This is a genomic window from Actinomadura sp. WAC 06369 (assembly GCF_003947565.1).
Lineage (GTDB): Bacteria > Actinomycetota > Actinomycetes > Streptosporangiales > Streptosporangiaceae > Spirillospora > Spirillospora rifamycini.
The window spans coordinates 1-666 of the sequence record NZ_QHJN01000412.1 but is presented as its reverse complement, the minus strand read 5'-3'; the positions used below and the strand labels follow the sequence as shown (position 1 = coordinate 666).

Annotated in this window: 1 protein-coding gene; it reads left to right on the top strand. The window is 68.5% G+C overall.

Going from position 1 to position 666, the window contains the following annotated elements; genetic code table 11:
- Positions 1 to 14: 14 nt before the first annotated feature.
- Positions 15 to 666: acyltransferase domain-containing protein (locus tag DMH08_RS39735; protein WP_233618089.1), on the top strand; the 652-nt coding region annotated here is incomplete at its 3' end.

Genomic DNA, 666 nt, shown 5'->3' with positions numbered 1-666 from the left:
TTGAGGCTGCGGACGTGGTGCAGCCGGTGTTGTGGGCGGTGATGGTTTCGCTGGCTGCGGTGTGGGAGGCCGCAGGCGTCGTTCCGGACGCGGTTGTGGGTCATTCGCAGGGTGAGATCGCTGCGGCCGTGGTGGCGGGGATTTTGTCGCTGGAGGATGCGGCGAAGGTGGTGGCTCTGCGGAGCCGGACGTTGCGGGGGTTGGCGGGTCGTGGCGGGATGTTGTCGATCGCCGAGCCGGTGGATGCGGTCCGCGCCCGTATAGCCTCGTTCGAGGGCCGTCTGTCGGTCGCTGCGGTGAACGGTCCGTCCGCCACGGTGGTGTCTGGGGACGCCGATGCCCTGCGGGAGTTGGCGGAGTCGTGCGGTGAGTCGCCGCGGACCCGGGTGATCCCGGTGGACTACGCCTCGCACAGTGCGCATGTCGATGAACTGCGCGATGAGATCGTTTCGGTCCTGGAAGGGATCGAGCCTCGTGGAGCTCGGGTCCCCATGGTGTCGGCGATGAGCGGCGAGTGGTTGAACGGCCCGGAGCTGACTCCGGAGTACTGGTACGCGAGCCTGCGCGAGACGGTCGAGTTCGATCGCGCGATCCGGGTCCTGGGCGAGTCGGGGCATGGGGTGTTCGTCGAATCGTCCCCGCACCCCGTCCTCACCCCGGCCATCG